The organism is Parageobacillus thermoglucosidasius (genome assembly GCF_001295365.1).
GTDB lineage: Bacteria > Bacillota > Bacilli > Bacillales > Anoxybacillaceae > Parageobacillus > Parageobacillus thermoglucosidasius.
Genome location: NZ_CP012712.1, coordinates 1,071,648 through 1,087,946 on the forward strand (window position 1 = coordinate 1,071,648; position 16,299 = coordinate 1,087,946).

A 16,299-nucleotide genomic window follows, 5' to 3' on the forward strand; every position below is an offset into this window, starting at 1 on the left:
TTTTTGTTTCGTTCTCCTCCTTCCTTCGTTTAAAAAGAAATCGTTATTTAGTAAACTTTTTAAAGGAAGGAGGGCTAAAAATGAAAATCGAGGAATTGATTAATAAACATTATAATCAACTTAATGAGACTGATTTCCATATTCTTAAGTATATTTTAAACAATAAAAGCGAATGCCACAAATTAGGAATCAACAGTTTAGCAGAAAAATGCAATGTTTCGCGTTCATCCATTTTAAGGTTAGCCCAAAAACTTGGGTTTAGTGGATATAGTGAGTTTCGTGTGTTTCTGAAATGGCAAGAACAAGAAGGCAACAATAGTGATAAAAGCCAAGCCGGAATTTTAAGCAACGATATTCTCGAAACATTAAAATATATCAAGACAAAAGATTTCTCCGAAATGTGCAAATTAATCCATCGCGCGCAAAGAATATTTATTTATGGAACCGGTACTGCGCAATTAGATTGTGCCTTTGAATTGCAACGAATGTTTCTGGCTGTGCAAAAATATTTGTATGTCATTCAGGCACAAACGGAACTGGAAATGGTCATTAAAGACATGACGCCAGATGATTTAGTCATTATTATTTCTTTTTCCGGAGATACTCCGGCGATTTTTCCGGCAGTACAGTCATTGGTCGCGAAAGGAATCCCATTTATTTCAGTAACAAACTTAAAAAACAACCGCTTGGCAAGAATGACTCCTTATAACCTATATGCGAACAGCTCCAGCAACGAATTAAGCGACGGCACTAAACTTAACACATTTGCTTCTTTTTTTATTATAAGTGAGATGCTTTTTAGTCATTATGTCGATTATCTCAAGCAACTACAAAATGATGCAAAAAATGGTGAACAATTATGAGAGGATCGAAAAATTTTTTGTTTTGGAACTCTCAGGCCATAACGGTGAAAAGCAATGTTTTGTTTAAAGTGGCCATTTACTTTTTTTATGCAGTGCCATTGGTTTTTGTCTCTTACCTCTACTTAATGGCGCTTCATGCCCAGCAAACATTTTTCACGCCGGTGATTCGCGAGCCAATCATCACCATTATGTTTGTGATAGCGATGCTGAATCCTTTTTTTGCGGTATTAACAAAAGCAGCGGTAAATGATTTAGAAAGCAAAAAACATGTGAAGTTATCCTATATGACATTATGGATGGTAGCTGTGTCTCAATTGCTTATTGGCAATCTCTTTGCAAGTGCCATTCTCTTATTTGGTTTGCATCAACAAAGAAAAGAGCAACCAATGTTAGTAAAAGCAAAAAAGATAGAGCTCAAATATAAAGGGGCATATGTGAGGCTTTTCGGAAGTACATTAGTATTTTTTCTCTCTATTGTTTGTTTATTTTTGCTCATCAAAATACATTTGAACAACGAATAGAAAGTGGGTTGAGAGATGTTGAAAAAATTATTTAGCAAAAAAATAGAAACGAGAGCAGTGGAAATATACTCCCCGCTTGATGGGGAAGCAATACCGTTAGAAGAAGTTCCTGACCCTGTATTTGCTCAAAAAATGATGGGAGACGGTTTAGCAATTATTCCGAAGAACGGAAAAGTAGTTTCCCCTATTAACGGAAAGGTTGTGCAAATTTTTCCTACGAAGCATGCAGTCGGCCTTGTTTCAGAAGAAGGATTAGAAATACTTATCCATATTGGGTTAGAAACTGTAGAGTTAAATGGAGAAGGGTTTGAAGTTGAAGTAAATGCCGGGGAAACAGTGAAAGTGGGGGATCCTTTAATAAATGTTGATCTTGATTATTTAGAGCAAAAACATAAAGAAATCGTCACCCCAATTATTATTACCAATATGTTGGATAAAGTGGGAGATTTAGAGTATGTCAAAAAGAATAATATCGTGACAAGAGGAGATATCATCATGAAATGCAGGGTAAAAGCGATTTGAATTGTTCCTCTTTATCCTGTATCGCCGAGTTATGTTGCGGAAACGACGAAGTGGCTGATCCCAATGGAGGGGATCAGCCACCGATCTATATAAAAGGGGGATTAAGCATTTTTGGCTTGCGCTTCTTTCCATTTGGCCAGTTCGGTTTCGACTTCTTCGTCGATGGTTGAAGGAAACGCATGTGCGGACTCAAGAAAGCGGCGGCTTGCGTTTGCTTCAGCTTCTAAGGCGAAGACGCGTTCTTCCATGCGCGCGAAACCGCGAAGCGCCTGTTCAGGATGAAAAGAGGCGAGTGTTGTGTTGATGTCTTTTATTGTTTTGGCCGCGTTCGCGCGCGCATGGAGCTCCCATTGTTTGGCGGAAAGCTCTTCATATTTTTCGTAAAGTTTGTTTAACTGCTCGGACATATAGGTTGTTTTTTCTTGAAGCGTTTCATATTGTTGCTGGTAAGCGGAAAGTTTTTTCTCATACATCAGCTTTTCCCGCAGCGCGAGTTTTGCGATGGCTTCTTCGTTCCGTTCCAACGCTAGTTTCGCTTGGCGTGTCCGTTTTTCGATCATTGTTTTTACATGCGCAATCAGCGATGCATAACGCTGTTCCAGCGCCATTTGCTGGGCGATGGATCGCTGCGCCGTTTCGATTTGCTCCTGCAATTCGCGTAAATATTGTTTCGTTAAGGCAACAGGATCTTCCCATTGATCGACAAGTTCATGCAAATCAGCCAGTATGATCGTTTTTACGCGGCGGAATAACCCCATCATTGCTCCTCCTTCTTTATCGTTTTTTCCCATTCGTCTAAAAAGTTCCGGTCATGCATGACTGGTGTTGGCCATGCTGCCATCGGTCCGGCCTTTCGTTCTTGTTTCTTGTAAAGCGAATAGATGGCAATGACAGCGAGCGGAATGAGCAGCCATTTTGGCAGTAAAGAGATCACGCCCCATACGATGATGGCAAGCCCCAGCCACTTAGACGGCCCACTCGTTTTCCATAACAGCCAGCCGATGAGCAAAAGGCCTAATTGGAAAAGAAGAGAAAACATCTCGATAGTGATCCAGCCGCCTGATTCCCAAAACCCGAATCCGGGGCCATGATGGAATGCAAAATGGTGATGCGGCGCAAACGGCCCGTAATGGCGGGGCATGTATGCCAGCGGCATATGGTATCCCCACGCAAAACGAACGATGCGCACCGCTCCATATATGGCGATGGCGGCAAGAATAAAGATGGCGATCGTCCGCTTTTTCATACACATTTCCACCCCCTTTCATTGTTGGCAGCAACATCGTGTTTTTGCATTTCCTTGTACAGTTTGCATTGTAAAAAAGAAAAGAGAAAATTAGGTGAAAATGAAAGATTGCATTTTCCGCTTTGCCAAGTAAACAGGAACTGCCGGAAAGCTGCTGCTGTCTTTTCCGGCAACTTCCAAGATTCATAAAAAAATGCTTTCCGTCCATGGAAAGCATTTTAGCAAGGGATTTTCACAATAAATTCCGAACCTTTGCCGACTTCGCTTTGTACATGAATCGTTCCGCCATGAGCATCGACAATCCATTTGGCGATGGACAAACCGAGTCCGTGGCCGCCTTGCTGGCGCGAACGCGCTTTGTCAACGCGGTAGAAACGGTCGAAAATGCGGTCAAGCGATTCAGGGGGAATGCCGATTCCGGTGTCTTTGACGGAAATCGTAAGAATGCGCTGCTGTTTGAATGGCGCGATGCCAATGCTTAATGTTACTTCTCCGCCGTCTGGAGTGTACTTGATCGCATTGTCCAGCAAGATGTACAACAGCTGTGTCAGCTTGTCGGCGTCGGCGGCAATGATGACCGATTCAGGAGAATGGAAGTGCATGCGGATATTTTTTTTCGACGCTAATTCTTCCAATAAACGCAGCGTTCGTTCCGCATGCGGGCGAAAGTCAAACGTTTCTTTGACTAGCTGCAGAGAGGCGTGCGCGGAATCAGCGCGGGCGAGCGTCAATAAATCGTTCATTAGTTTTGTCATTCGTTTTATTTCTTCCCTCAGCCGATCGAGCAGTTTTTGCGTTAATTCGTTTTTCGTTAGTTCTTCTTCCATTTCCAGCGCCTCAACGGAAGATAAAATGACGCTTAATGGTGTACGCAGCTCATGGGAGGCATCGGCGACAAATTGCCGCTGGCGATGATAGGCCTCTTGAATCGGGACGAGCGCCCGTTTCGACATAAAGTAGCTTAACAACACAGCGATGCCGATGAAGAAGACAGCAAGACAAGCCAAAACAATGAGCAGCCGCTGAAACACGTTGGAAAACGAAGTCACATCCATGCCGATATACAGCACGCCGACTAAATGGCCGCGAATGGCGATCGGGCGGGCGGCGGTCAACAGTTTTAGCTCATGGGAATGAAAACGGGCAAATGGATGTATATTGGCAGGAAATTTTACTTTTATGTAGGTTAGTTCGTTTTCGTTAAGCGCGGAATTCTGCAGCGCTTCTAATAAAAACGGCCGCATGCCTTTGTTCACTTCGTCGCCCATGAGCAGCTCGCCGTTAGTGCCGACGACATAAAAAAAGAATTGGTCTTCGCTTAAAAACACGACATTTTCCTCATCCATAAAAGCGAAATCGCTTTGTTTGAGCAAAAATTGCTCAATCGCTTTTTGTTCCTGATTGGCGAGGCTTGTAATTCGCCGCTCTTGGTCATTCGTGACAATCATATAAAAAAGGAAGCAAACGATTGCGATGAATAGCGTCAAAAACACCATTAAGATGCCGCTATATAACGCCGTCAAGCGCCATTGCGTCCGGTGAAACATATCGGTGTTTTTTATCTTTGATAAGAAAGCGTTCCATTTACTTGTCAATTTTATATCCCACCCCACGCACCGTTTGAATGACGTCGCCTGTTAGTTTTTTCCGCAGCAATTTAATCGTCGCATCAATCGTTTTCAGCGAAACATCTGCATCCAATCCCCAGATGCGGTCAAGGATGGTTTCGCGCGGCACGGCGTGCCCCCTGTTTTGCAAGAGAAGGTCCAACACTTGAAATTCACGCGGAGTTAGCAAAATTTCTTTATCGCCATGGTAGAGGGTATGGCTTGTTCGGTTCAGGACAAAATCATGAAAGCGCACCACCTCTTCTTGAAGCGGAACGAACGTGCGCCGCGCGAGTGCCTTAAGGCGGGCCATTAATTCATCGATTTCAAACGGTTTGACGAGATAATCGTCTGCCCCGGCTTCTAAGCCTTCGACTCGGTCTTCGACGGCATCTTTTGCCGTTAACATGAGAATGGCGCCGGTATAGCCGTTTTTCCGCAGCCGTTTGCAAATTTCCACCCCATCCCCGTTTGGCAGCATCCAGTCGAGAATCAGCACATCATAAAACGAGGCGAGTGCGTAATCGTACGCATCTTCCCCTTCCTGCACCCAATCAATTTGATCGACGCCTTTTTTCTTTAACATATGCACGATTAATTCTCCTAAATAGAGGTCATCTTCGGCAAGAAGAATCTTCATTTCGCTTCCTTCCTTTCTATGCTCCTCTTCCTTTTATAAACATCATAACAAATGGCCATGAAAAATAAATGAAAATGTGAAAAAGCAGATCATGCCGTAATATTGCGTAAAGTTCCGCTGCGGATGTGAGACGCCGGAAGGCAATACACTATTTGCGGGACGCAATTGCTGATTTTTTCACCGGATTTTCACCTTTGCTGTTTACACTATTTCTTGACAAAACAAAAGGAGGAACGGATGGCAAAATGAATAAGGCAAGCGCATTTATGCTTGATCATAGTCAGTAACAGGCTTTTACCGGCGCGCTGGTTGATTGGTTAGCAAAAAAGAGGTGAACATCGCTCATGAATTCCACCAGATGAAGATTCCGCGCTACCGAGCAGTGATTTTCTTCGGAAAGCGCGGGAATGGCAGAAAAGGGGTGGGATGCCGGAGAGCCGCTTGCGCCATTCGCTGGCATCTTTCATGGATGAACGGGCCGGATTGGCAATGGAATGTTTCAAGGGCGTGGATATTACGGCATTCGCGATAATAGGATTTATTTGTCCATTCATCTGCTTATGGGGCAAAAAGAAAACGGTATGTGCATGACGCTCATAGAGTAAAAAACGGAGAAAGGAGGAAATAAGAAATGGATGATATGAATATGACACGATATGAACAACCAATGCCATCGTACCAGCCTCCGAAGAAAAGACGGTTCTTTTCTTGGCTCGCCGCTTCGATTATCGGTGCCGTGATCGGAAGCGGACTCACGTTATACGCGGCGCCAATGTTGGACATTCCTGCATCTTCCTCATCAACAAAAGAAGCAAAAGAAACGAGTGTTTCGACGGAAACGCTTCCGCTCCAGCCGACGAAAAGCGTGACGAATAATATGGTGGCGGCGATTGAAAATGTGACCGACGCGGTTGTCGGGGTGGTAAACATCCAAAGACAAGCGGACTTTTTCTCCGATAGTGTGCAAGATCAAGAAGCAGGGACCGGTTCGGGAGTCATTTTCAAAAAAGATGGAGATATCGCGTACATTGTGACGAACAACCATGTCATTGAAGGGGCAAATAAAGTAGAAGTGTCGCTTGCCGATGGCGAAAAAGTGAAAGCGGAAATTGTTGGTGCCGATCCATTAACCGATTTGGCGGTGTTGAAAATTCATAGCAGCCATGTCAAAAAAGTCGCTGTTTTTGGCGATTCTTCGAAGCTGCGCATCGGGGAACAAGTCGCGGCGATCGGCAATCCGCTTGGTTTAGATTTATCACGGACAGTAACGGAAGGAATCGTGAGCGGGAAACGCACGATGCCTATTTCGACCTCCGAGGGGGAATGGGAGCTTAACGTCATTCAAACAGATGCCGCGATTAACCCGGGAAACAGTGGCGGCGCGCTAATTAACAGCGCCGGGCAAGTGGTGGGAATTAATAGCTTAAAAATTTCCCAAGACGGAGTGGAAGGATTAGGATTTGCGATTCCGAGCGAAGATGTAAAACCGATCGTTGAACAGCTGATGCAATACGGAAAAATCAAACGCCCGTATCTCGGCGTGCAGTTAGTCGATGTGGCCGATCTTTCCGGTTCGGTGCGCAAAGAACAGCTGCAATTGCCGGGCGATGTGACGGCGGGGGCGGCTGTCACGGCGGTAGAACCGTTCTCGCCGGCGGCGGATGCAGGCATTCGGACAAAGGATGTCATTGTGGCGGTCAATGGAGAAAAAGTGGACAGCGTTGCTGCGCTGCGGAAATATTTATATACAAATACGAAAATCGGGGAGCGTGTGCAAATCGAGCTTTGGCGGGACGGAAGCAAGAAAACTGTGTCGCTGCGGCTGAGTGAACGGAGCCAATGAAATAACCATCCCTTCTGAACGAACTGTTCAGAAGGGATATTTTTTATTGAAAAAGGAATATGATCTAATGTGCAAAATATAATATGAAAGCATTTTATTGAATCTGGCACCATCTTAGTGAGCAGGAGCGGGGGTGATTTCTCTTCTCATTCGCCAATTTTGCGCTCATTTATTTAAAAACGTGAGGGATGGAAGATGGAACAGCAAAGCGATGAGGAATTTTGAGCATTTTATCTATAGCGACATAGCAACTATGACATAAGATGTTGGTATTATTTTCATATTTTTGTTTATCATCGCAGTGGTGGTGATGCAGGATAAAGAATGGAACATTTGTGGCTGCTTTCCGTGCTCCATGTATCGGCCGCTTGCAATGCCGTGTGGTTTCGGCATGTTTTTGAAAGGAGTAAGGGGCATCCGTTTAAGTTTATAAACGGCAGATGCGCATTTTTCGCTTTCCTTCGATAAGCGGCAGCGAAATAAACATAAAGAGGTGTCTTTATTTTGGAAAAAAGAAGGAAATATGCAAGGGAATGTCGAAAAAATATGAAACAGAATGAAACGGAAACACATGTTGTTCGTATAATTAAATAGACGATGATGGAAAGAAGGTGCAAGGTTGTTTGGATATCCATTGGAAACGGTGTATCTGGCCGTGCTTGTTGTAAGCGGGGGATTAACGTTATTATATATTTTTTTTAGCGATATCATCGATGGCATATTTGATATGCCGGATCATCCGTGGTTAAGCCCACAGCTGATTTTATCATTTTTCACCGTCGGAAGTGCGTCCGGTTATTTGTTTGAGCGGTATACAGGGTTATCGAGCGCGCTTATCGGGTTGGTCAGCGCGGGGATCGCAATCATTGCCGTTTTGCTTTTGCACTTTTTCGTGTTTGTTCCGCTGCGTTCGGCGGAAACGTCGCTGAACTATTCGGAGGCAGACTTAGAAGGATCTCTCGCGAAAGTGATCGTAACTGTGCCGGCCGATGGATTCGGCGAGATTTTGCTGCAGCGGAAAAGCGGTGCGGTTTCAAAACCGGCCAAAAGCATCAGCAACGAAGAAATTGCTTCAGGAACGGAAGTCATTATCGTGAAAATGGAAAACGGCATCGCCGTTGTGGCGAAGCACGATCCATATAATATTTCATTATTGCATAAAGGGGGATATGTATGATGACGCCAATTTTAGTTGTCATCGGTGTGGTTGTGCTGCTTCTTATCGGACTAATCGCTATTTTTGTTACCCGTTACCGCACCGTTGGGCCGGACGAAGCGCTGATTGTGACAGGCAGTTATTTGGGCAGCAAAAACGTGCATGTTGATGAATCTGGAAATAAAATTAAAATCGTCCGCGGCGGCGGAACGTTTGTGCTGCCGATTTTCCAACAAGCGGAGCCGCTCAGCCTTCTTTCGATTAAACTGGATGTGCAGACACCGGAAGTTTACACGGAACAAGGCGTTCCCGTCATGGCAGACGGGGTGGCGATCATTAAAGTAGGCAGCTCCATTGGCGAAATCGCTACAGCAGCGGAGCAATTTTTAGGAAAAACCCGCCAGGACATGGAAAATGAAGCGAAAGAAGTATTAGAAGGGCATCTTCGCTCCATTCTCGGTTCGATGACAGTCGAAGAAATTTATAAAAACCGCGATAAGTTTTCACAAGAAGTGCAGCGTGTCGCTTCGCAAGATTTAGCGAAAATGGGGCTTGTCATCGTGTCGTTTACCATTAAGGATGTGCGCGATAAAAACGGTTATTTGGATGCGTTAGGAAAACCGCGCATCGCCCAAGTGAAACGTGATGCTGACATCGCGACAGCAGAAGCGGAAAAAGAAACGCGCATTAAGCGCGCGGAAGCGGATAAAGAAGCGCGCAAAGCAGAGCTTGAGCGCTTGACGGAAATCGCGGAAGCGGAAAAAATCAATCAATTGAAGCTTGCCGAATTCCGCCGTGAACAAGATATAGCGAAAGCGCGCGCCGATCAGGCGTACCATTTGGAAGAAGCGAAAGCGAAACAAGAAGTGACCGAACAACAAATGCAAATTAAAATTATCGAGCGGCAAAAGTTAATCGAGCTCGAAGAAAAAGAAATTTTGCGGCGTGAGCGCCAATACGATTCCGAAGTAAAGAAAAAAGCAGACGCCGAACGCTACGCGATCGAGCAGGCGGCTGCGGCAGAAAAAGCCAAATTAATGGCAGAAGCGGATGCGCAAAAATATCGTGTCGAAGCGATGGCGAAAGCGGAAGCAGAACGGATACGGCTTGACGGGATCGCCAAAGCGGAAGCGGAAAAGGCAAAAGGGGAAGCCGAAGCGGAAATTATCCGCTTAAAAGGATTGGCTGAAGCAGAAGCAAAACAAAAAATTGCCGAAGCGTTCGAACAGTATGGCCAAGCTGCGATTCTCGACATGATTATCAAAATGATTCCTGAATACGCCAAACAAGTGGCAAGCCCGCTTGCCAATATTGATAAAATTACGATTGTCGATACCGGTTCCAACGGCGCCAATGGCGGTGCCAACCGTGTTACTGGGTATGCAACCAATTTGATGGCAAGCTTGCAAGAGACGCTGAAAGCTTCTGCGGGCATTGATGTGAAAGAATTACTTGAGAACTTTTCAGGAAAAGGAAATGCAAAAGCTCAGGAAGAAGCGTTGGAAAAAAACAAAAGCAAGTAAACGTGAAAGCGATACAGTGAAAAAAGGCGTCAACAACGCCTTTTTTCATGCCAGCGTTCCAATCCCCTTAATGGGCTGTTTCCATTTTTATGATAGAAAGAAACGGAAGTAAATGGGAGACAAAGAGTAGAAAAAAGAAGTGGTTTATCATTGGCAGGACGAAAACATTGCAATGATCGGTTCATTTCGCTATCATGTTAAATAGTGGAAAAGTTATCGTGGTTGAATCATAATAAATGGGATGATGGAATATGAAAAGAGCGAGAATTATTTATAATCCGACATCGGGTCGGGAAATCTTCAAGAGGCATTTGCCAGATGTGTTAGAGCGATTAGAAAAAGCGGGCTATGAAACATCCTGTCATGCGACGACAGGTGCAGGAGATGCGACAGAAGCGGCGCGCAAAGCGGTGGAGCGCGAGTTTGATTTGGTCGTCGCCGCTGGCGGGGATGGAACAATAAATGAAGTCGTCAACGGTATTGCTGATCAAGACTATCGTCCAAAGCTGGCGATTATCCCTGTCGGCACAACGAATGACTTTGCCCGCGCCATCGGCGTGCCGCGTTCCATTGAAGGAGCCTGTGACGTGATTACAAGAGGGGAAGCCGTTCCGATTGATATCGGCTCCGTAACCAATGAAGGAAAAACGCGCTATTTTATTAACATTGCGGGCGGCGGCCGCTTAACAGAACTTACATATGAAGTGCCAAGCAAGTTGAAAACAGTGCTTGGCCAGCTTGCTTATTACTTAAAAGGAATGGAGATGCTGCCATCGATTAAAGCGACAGAGGCGCGTATCGAATATGATGGAAAATTGTTTGAAGGCGAGATTATGCTCTTTTTAGTATCGCTCACCAACTCTGTCGGCGGCTTTGAAAAATTGGCGCCGGATTCTTCGCTGAACGATGGCATGTTTGATTTAATTATTTTAAAGAAAACGAATTTGGCCGAGTTTATCCGGCTGGTGACGCTTGCGGCGCGCGGGGAACATATTAATGACCCGCACCTTATTTACACGAAAGCCAACCGCATTAAAGTGACTTCCCCGAACAACATGCAGTTAAATTTAGACGGGGAATTTGGCGGCATGCTACCAGGAGAATTTGTGAATTTGTACCAACATTTAGAAGTATTCGTTCCAAAAGAAAAAGCAGAACAAATAAGAGCGGGTGAATAACCTGCTCTCTTTTTGTGTTGTCCGGAATTGTGTGCTACAATCGTGAAGGCACCAGTCGATAATTTGGGAAGAAGTTTTCTGCAGATTTTTGGCTAAAAAGCGGAAATTTTTTATATAGCTCGCTAGTTTTTTGAAAGGTGAAGAACAATGGCGAATATCGAAGCACCAGTAGCGAAAAATGAATATTATGACGCAACATTTGAAGATTTGACACATGACGGGTTAGGTGTCGCAAAAATCGATGGATTCCCGATTTTTGTCAAAAACGGCTTGCCGGGTGAGAGGGCGAAAATCAAAGTAATCAAAGTGAAGAAAGGATATGGCTACGGACGCCTCATCGAGCTGTATGAGCAAAGCCCGGACCGCGCCGAGCCGCCATGTCCGATTTACAAGCAATGCGGCGGCTGCCAGCTGCAGCACTTAAGCTACGATGGGCAGCTTCGCGCGAAACAAAAACAGGTGAAAGAAGTGATGGCGCGCATCGGCAAATTGGAAAATGTCATCGTGCATCCGGTCATCGGCATGAAAAATCCGTGGCGCTACCGCAACAAAGCGCAAGTGCCTGTCGGCGAGCGCGAAGGCAGGCTTGTCGCCGGCTTTTACCAAGAGCGCAGCCACGAAATTATCGATATGGACACATGCTTGATCCAGCAAGAAATGAATGATGCCGTTGTGCGGACGGTGAAAAAGATTTGCGAAAAATACCGCATTCCTGTTTATAACGAAGCAACGCATAAGGGAGTGCTCCGCCATATTATGGCGCGTTACGGGGCGGCGACGCAGGAAGTGATGGTTGTCCTCATTACCCGCACGGCAGAGTTGCCGCACAAAAAGAAAATTGTGCAGGAAATCATTGAATCAGTGCCAAATGTGAAGTCGATTATTCAAAACATCAATCCGAAAAAGACGAACGTCATTATGGGTGACGAGACGAAAGTGTTGTGGGGAGCCGAGTACATTTATGATTACATCGGTGATATTCAATTCGCGATCTCGGCACGTTCTTTTTATCAAGTCAATCCCGCACAGACGAAAGTGCTGTATGAAAAAGCGTTGGAATACGCGCAATTAACGGGGGAAGAAACGGTTATTGACGCCTACTGCGGCATCGGCACAATTTCCTTGTTTTTAGCGAAAAAAGCGAAAAAAGTGTTCGGCGTTGAAGTCGTGCCGGAAGCTATTGAAGATGCCAAGCGCAATGCGGCATTAAATCGCATCACTAACGTCGAATTTGCCGTCGGCGAGGCGGAGGCGGTCATTCCAAAATGGTACAAGCAAGGCATCCGCGCTGATTGTATCGTCGTCGATCCGCCGCGCAAAGGCTGTGATGAAACGCTTTTGCAAACGATCATCGCCATGAAGCCAAAGCGCGTGGTGTACGTTTCCTGCAACCCGGCGACATTGGCAAGAGATTTGCGAATCCTCGAAGACGGTGGGTACCAAACATTAGAAGTGCAGCCGGTGGATATGTTTCCGCATACTGCGCATGTGGAGTGCTGCGCGTTGCTCGTAAAAAAACTATAGTTCTGAAATAAACATTTGCGATTGAAAATAAAGTTTTGCGAAAAGCAGAAAGACAGGGGAGAAGGGAAAATCCTTCTCCTTCAAGCTTTAACCCCTTTTTTTAGCAAGACTTTATTTTATGTTTTTTCAAGTCTAAAAGACTAAGTTGATAGAGCTAAAGAGAGTTTGTAAGTGTCTTTTATTTTTACAAACCCTCTTCAGAGATTTTACTCTTGATATAAAGTTTTGATAAGGTTCATTCGAGAAATCCATATGGAAGGTATAAATGCTGCAGCAAGCCCTATCAAAGGGCTTATGATCAATTCGATTAAAACTATTTGCCATGGGAATAGATATTCTTTTGCCTCCAAACCTGCTAATACATGGTAACCAAACACCAGACCTGATATAATTCCAATTAGCCCTCCGGCTAATGAAATGATTACTCCTTCTAACAGGGCTAATCTCACTACTTGGTTTGGCCGGCTTCCTAGCGCTCTAAGAACCGCAAACTCTCTACTTCTTTCTCTTAGGCTGCTAGCCATGTTATTCATCAATCCTATAATACCGAGGAAAATAGTTAAAATTACAGTTGCAAGTAAAATAAATAACCTCTGTTGTACTTGCCGGTGTAACGTTAAAAGTTCCTTTTGACGGTCATAAAGTATAACATTTGAAAAATCCGGGTGATTTAACAAGTTGTCGATCTTTTTTTGAATGACACTGCTTAAGGATGGATTCGAAATATTATATTGAATTTGTTCAATCGTGTTGATTTTGAAATATTTTCCAAGATTTTCTTGGTCAGTATAAGCTGTATATTCATCAGAAGGCAAAACAGGCATTTTGTCAATGATGCCGACAATTTTGAATCGGTGTCCAGCATTTTTTCCCTTCATCACTTCGTCATAACGTCCTATTTGAATATAATCACCTAATTGAAACCCAAGTTTTTTTAAATCTTTTGTAATGATCACTCCATCATTCCGCAAAGCTCTTTGATCAATCGTTCCTTCTAGCACCTTTATGGAATGAAATTTTGTTACTTCATTGATATTTATTGCTCTAAGGCTAATATGAACTTGTTTCTTACCATTTATATTGAATAGTTGACCATTCCAGTTTTTAATATGGTTTTGGTCAAGATTAAGTGTTAATCCAAATAGAGCGGTAGGAATGGATATGGAACTTATACCTTCTATTTGTTTCATTTGTTCTTCTAAATTTTTAGAAAATCCTGGCTCAAGCGATGAATCAGTAGCTTGTAATTTATAGTCCATTGGATACCTAGTTTTTATATCTTTTTCAGCTTGAATCGCTATGGAAGAAAAAAGTAAGTAACCAGTAAGACCAATGACAAATGCTAGCATCAGTATGCCTGCTATTTGTATATTTTTTCTCATCTGGCGTAAGGCATTTCGTCCTGCCAATAATGCTTCTGATCCGAAGAAAGGCTTGGATATAAACGAGATGAGCTTAACAGTCAAATAAAGAATGACTGGAATCCCCATAAACATGGAGAGTAGGAAACCTAAGCCAGTTAAAAGATAAATCCATTCAGGTCCCTTCGTATATAAATAGTTAAATATGGATACTGCGATTGAAGCAATTAATAAAATTGGTGATAACCATCGTACTAAAAAACTATATTTATCTAGGGATGGTTCATTTTGTTTGTAAGCAACTATAGGGGGTAATTTACTAGCAAGATATCCAGGTATAATCCCTGCAAGTACGGTAATCACTATTCCGCTCACTGCACATAGGGATAATGACTTCCAAGGGATGACAATCCCTACAAGAGAAAACCCCATTAATTGTTCTACGACACGTTGGGATAAGAAAGAAAGCACAATTCCTAATAAAATACCAACTGTAGAGCCGATCAATCCAATGACCATTGATTCAAAAATAACCATAAGTGTCAATTGATAGCGTTTTATACCAATAAGTCTTAAAGTGGCTAGTTCACGTTTTCTTTCCAGTATGGCCATTTGTAGCGTACTAACGACGATAAGAAAACTTCCTGCCAATGCTGAAATCAAAATGGTATGAACAAATGGCTTTAAGCCCCCTATGTTTTCCCTTTCTTTTTCCATCTCTGTCCTGTTATCAATAAAAATATCAGGATATTTGGATTTGATCATTTGATTAATTTTTTCCTTTGATGGGCCGTCTTCTAATTTTAACATCAAAACCGTTGCTTTTCCTTTATTTGATGTAACCTTACTTAACCAATCGTAATCAAAAACTGCAATGTTCTCTAATTTTTCATTTTGTTTTAATGTTCCAGATATAACGACTTTTTGTTTATTGCCAGGAGGAAAAGGCAGCTCAATTTCAGACCCGATTTCTAAATGATTTGATTTCAAATATCGGATAGGTAAGATAACCTCGTTTCCTTTCGGGAATGTTCCTTTGTCTATATTTAAAAAAGGATGTTCTTTTGCTAATGGATCATTTTTAAAGCCGACATACATAGGCAGAGCTGCTATTTCTGGAATTTTCATTTTTTCACCGATATAGGGGTAAAGCAGAGGGGTGCTATTTTTAACACCTGGAATTTGATTAATAAACGTTATATCGTCTTCTGTAAGATGGTGCTTATCGGTTTGATATCCCACCAGCATATCGTAATTTCCATACTTTTCTCTTAAAGTATACTCATTAGAACGTTCAACCGTAAGTATAAGAATTTGGGATATCACCAGAAGCATCACACCTAAAGCGACACCTAATATGGAGAAAAAAGCTCTACTTTTTTTGGATACAAAAAATTTCCAAGCTAATTTCATGATATTCATACTAACTCCCTCTCAATTCTGCGGGTAATTTCAACGACTCTTTGGCTCACGGATTGGTTAGAGTTTTTGAAATTAAGCTCATCAATCAACTTTCCATCTTCCATAAATATGATGCGGTGGGCATAGGAGGCGACTTTCGCATCATGTGTTACCATTACGATCGTATGGTTCATTTCATCGCAAAAATGACGCAAGATATCTAGAATTTCCTTGCTTGTTCTTGAATCCAAGCTTCCGGTTGGCTCATCGGCTAATATCATTTTTGGTTCGGTGATTAACGCTCTGGCAATAGCCACTCTTTGTTGCTGGCCTCCGGACATATCCGAAGGCCGTGAGGATGCTAAACGTCCAATTCCTAACAAGTTCAATAAATCAACTGCCTTTTTTCTTGCCTGATCGTCGTATTTCCCCAATATAAATAGGGGTAATGAGACATTTTCCTCTGCAGTTAATACCGGGATAAGGTTAAAAAACTGAAATATAAATCCTATCTTTTCTCCTCGTAATTTTGTCAGTTCAGCTTCGCTTGCTGAAGTTAAAGAGATGCCATCCAGAAAAACTTCTCCAGAGGTTGGGCGATCTAAACCGGAGAGCATATTGAGCAAGGTTGACTTGCCTGAACCGCTAGTACCCATAACAGCCAAAAATTCTCCTTTATTAACCTTTAAATTCACATCTCTTAGTGCGTAAAATTTGTTATTCCCTTCACCATATATCTTATTTAGAGATTTAGCTTCCAATATTGCAGACATAATTCCAACTTCTCCTCCCTTCAAAATCAGTACCAATAATTAGTTTAGGAAGTAAAAATCAATTTAGAGTCAAAGACATATCAACAAAGGATCAATAATTTATTAATATTTATTGATAACTTTAAATTTTTTCAGTTCTTT

The 16,299-nt window shown here is 43.0% G+C and carries 14 protein-coding genes; 8 read left to right on the plus strand and 6 right to left on the minus strand.

Annotation, left to right across the window (positions count from 1 at the left end; all coding sequences use genetic code 11):
- Positions 1 to 80 precede the first annotated feature (80 nt).
- From AOT13_RS05270 to AOT13_RS05280, 3 genes are read left to right on the plus strand one after another with little or no spacing between them, the layout of a single operon-like run.
- A complete protein-coding gene (locus AOT13_RS05270; protein ID WP_013877542.1) occupies positions 81 to 863 on the plus strand; it encodes a MurR/RpiR family transcriptional regulator in 783 nt (260 codons plus the stop codon).
- Positions 860 to 1,384: a hypothetical protein gene (locus tag AOT13_RS05275; RefSeq protein ID WP_013877541.1), complete on the plus strand. Its 525-nt coding sequence runs from the start codon at positions 860 to 862 to the stop codon at positions 1,382 to 1,384. The genes AOT13_RS05270 and AOT13_RS05275 overlap by 4 nt, the downstream gene beginning before the upstream one ends.
- 15 nt (positions 1,385 to 1,399) lie before the next feature.
- On the plus strand, positions 1,400 to 1,906 hold the full coding sequence (locus AOT13_RS05280; protein ID WP_041270127.1) for a PTS sugar transporter subunit IIA: 507 nt from the start codon (positions 1,400 to 1,402) through the stop codon (positions 1,904 to 1,906).
- Between the two features lie 101 nt (positions 1,907 to 2,007).
- On the opposite strand, the gene AOT13_RS05285 is transcribed toward AOT13_RS05280, so the two are convergent.
- The 4 genes from AOT13_RS05285 to AOT13_RS05300 all read right to left on the minus strand — a co-directional run bounded on the left by AOT13_RS05285 (position 2,008) and on the right by AOT13_RS05300 (position 5,399).
- Positions 2,008 to 2,664, minus strand: a complete 657-nt coding sequence (locus AOT13_RS05285) for a PspA/IM30 family protein (protein WP_013401682.1) — start codon at positions 2,662 to 2,664, stop codon at positions 2,008 to 2,010.
- Positions 2,664 to 3,152, minus strand: coding sequence for a hypothetical protein (locus tag AOT13_RS05290; protein ID WP_232511571.1), 489 nt, complete (start codon positions 3,150 to 3,152; stop codon positions 2,664 to 2,666). Before AOT13_RS05290 ends, AOT13_RS05285 begins: the two co-directional genes overlap by 1 nt.
- A 218-nt stretch (positions 3,153 to 3,370) precedes the next feature.
- Positions 3,371 to 4,747 (minus strand): sensor histidine kinase, encoded by a 1,377-nt coding sequence (locus AOT13_RS05295; protein WP_013877539.1) that lies wholly within the window; start codon positions 4,745 to 4,747, stop codon positions 3,371 to 3,373.
- The gene (locus tag AOT13_RS05300; RefSeq protein ID WP_013401679.1) at positions 4,737 to 5,399 is read right to left on the minus strand and encodes a response regulator transcription factor; all 663 of its coding nucleotides are present in this window, start codon (positions 5,397 to 5,399) and stop codon (positions 4,737 to 4,739) included. Before AOT13_RS05300 ends, AOT13_RS05295 begins: the two co-directional genes overlap by 11 nt.
- Before the next feature lie 640 nt (positions 5,400 to 6,039).
- On the opposite strand from AOT13_RS05300, the gene AOT13_RS05305 reads away from it, so the two are divergent.
- From AOT13_RS05305 to rlmD, 5 genes are all read left to right on the plus strand, one after another.
- Positions 6,040 to 7,242, plus strand: coding sequence for a S1C family serine protease (locus AOT13_RS05305; protein WP_041269513.1), 1,203 nt, complete (start codon positions 6,040 to 6,042; stop codon positions 7,240 to 7,242).
- 619 nt (positions 7,243 to 7,861) lie between these two features.
- Positions 7,862 to 8,419, plus strand: coding sequence for an NfeD family membrane protein (locus tag AOT13_RS05310; RefSeq protein WP_003253108.1), 558 nt, complete (start codon positions 7,862 to 7,864; stop codon positions 8,417 to 8,419).
- Positions 8,419 to 9,921, plus strand: a complete 1,503-nt coding sequence (gene floT / locus AOT13_RS05315) for a flotillin lipid rafts scaffold protein FloT (RefSeq protein ID WP_042383982.1) — start codon at positions 8,419 to 8,421, stop codon at positions 9,919 to 9,921. The genes AOT13_RS05310 and floT overlap by 1 nt, the downstream gene beginning before the upstream one ends.
- A 251-nt stretch (positions 9,922 to 10,172) precedes the next feature.
- A complete protein-coding gene (locus AOT13_RS05320) occupies positions 10,173 to 11,099 on the plus strand; it encodes a diacylglycerol kinase (RefSeq protein WP_013401676.1) in 927 nt (308 codons plus the stop codon).
- A gap of 147 nt (positions 11,100 to 11,246) precedes the next feature.
- The gene (rlmD, locus tag AOT13_RS05325) at positions 11,247 to 12,623 is read left to right on the plus strand and encodes a 23S rRNA (uracil(1939)-C(5))-methyltransferase RlmD (protein ID WP_042383917.1); all 1,377 of its coding nucleotides are present in this window, start codon (positions 11,247 to 11,249) and stop codon (positions 12,621 to 12,623) included.
- Between the two features lie 206 nt (positions 12,624 to 12,829).
- Here the strand turns inward: rlmD and AOT13_RS05330 are convergent, their stop codons facing one another.
- Complete coding sequence (locus AOT13_RS05330) at positions 12,830 to 15,406, minus strand: ABC transporter permease (RefSeq protein WP_042383916.1); 2,577 nt, start codon at positions 15,404 to 15,406, stop codon at positions 12,830 to 12,832.
- Positions 15,403 to 16,158: an ABC transporter ATP-binding protein gene (locus tag AOT13_RS05335; protein ID WP_042383913.1), complete on the minus strand. Its 756-nt coding sequence runs from the start codon at positions 16,156 to 16,158 to the stop codon at positions 15,403 to 15,405. Before AOT13_RS05335 ends, AOT13_RS05330 begins: the two co-directional genes overlap by 4 nt.
- Positions 16,159 to 16,299 lie beyond the last annotated feature (141 nt).